A 277-nucleotide genomic window follows, 5' to 3' on the forward strand; every position below is an offset into this window, starting at 1 on the left:
CCTAATGGAGACATATCTTCAGCATAGCCTAAGAAACCTCCGAAACCTTTTACTCCGCTTCCTGCAGTGGTAACTGTAGGAGACTGAGAAACTGTATTTACACGCACTTTTCTTTCTCCCCAGTAATATCCGAAAGTTCTTGCAATACTTTCTAAATACGCTTTATTATCAGACATATCATTGTAATCCGGGAACGTTCTTTGTGCTGCGATATAAGAAAGTGCCAAAATACTTCCCCACTCATTCATACAGTCTTTTTCCCATGCCGTACGCATTA

Annotated in this window: 1 protein-coding gene; it reads right to left on the minus strand. The window is 40.4% G+C overall.

Annotated elements, in window-relative coordinates; translation table 11 throughout:
- On the minus strand, positions 1-277 hold a 277-nt coding region (locus tag SCA31_RS23140), incomplete at both ends, for an SDR family oxidoreductase (RefSeq protein WP_410699372.1).

The organism is Chryseobacterium sp. SIMBA_028 (assembly GCF_046535285.1).
Lineage (GTDB): Bacteria > Bacteroidota > Bacteroidia > Flavobacteriales > Weeksellaceae > Chryseobacterium.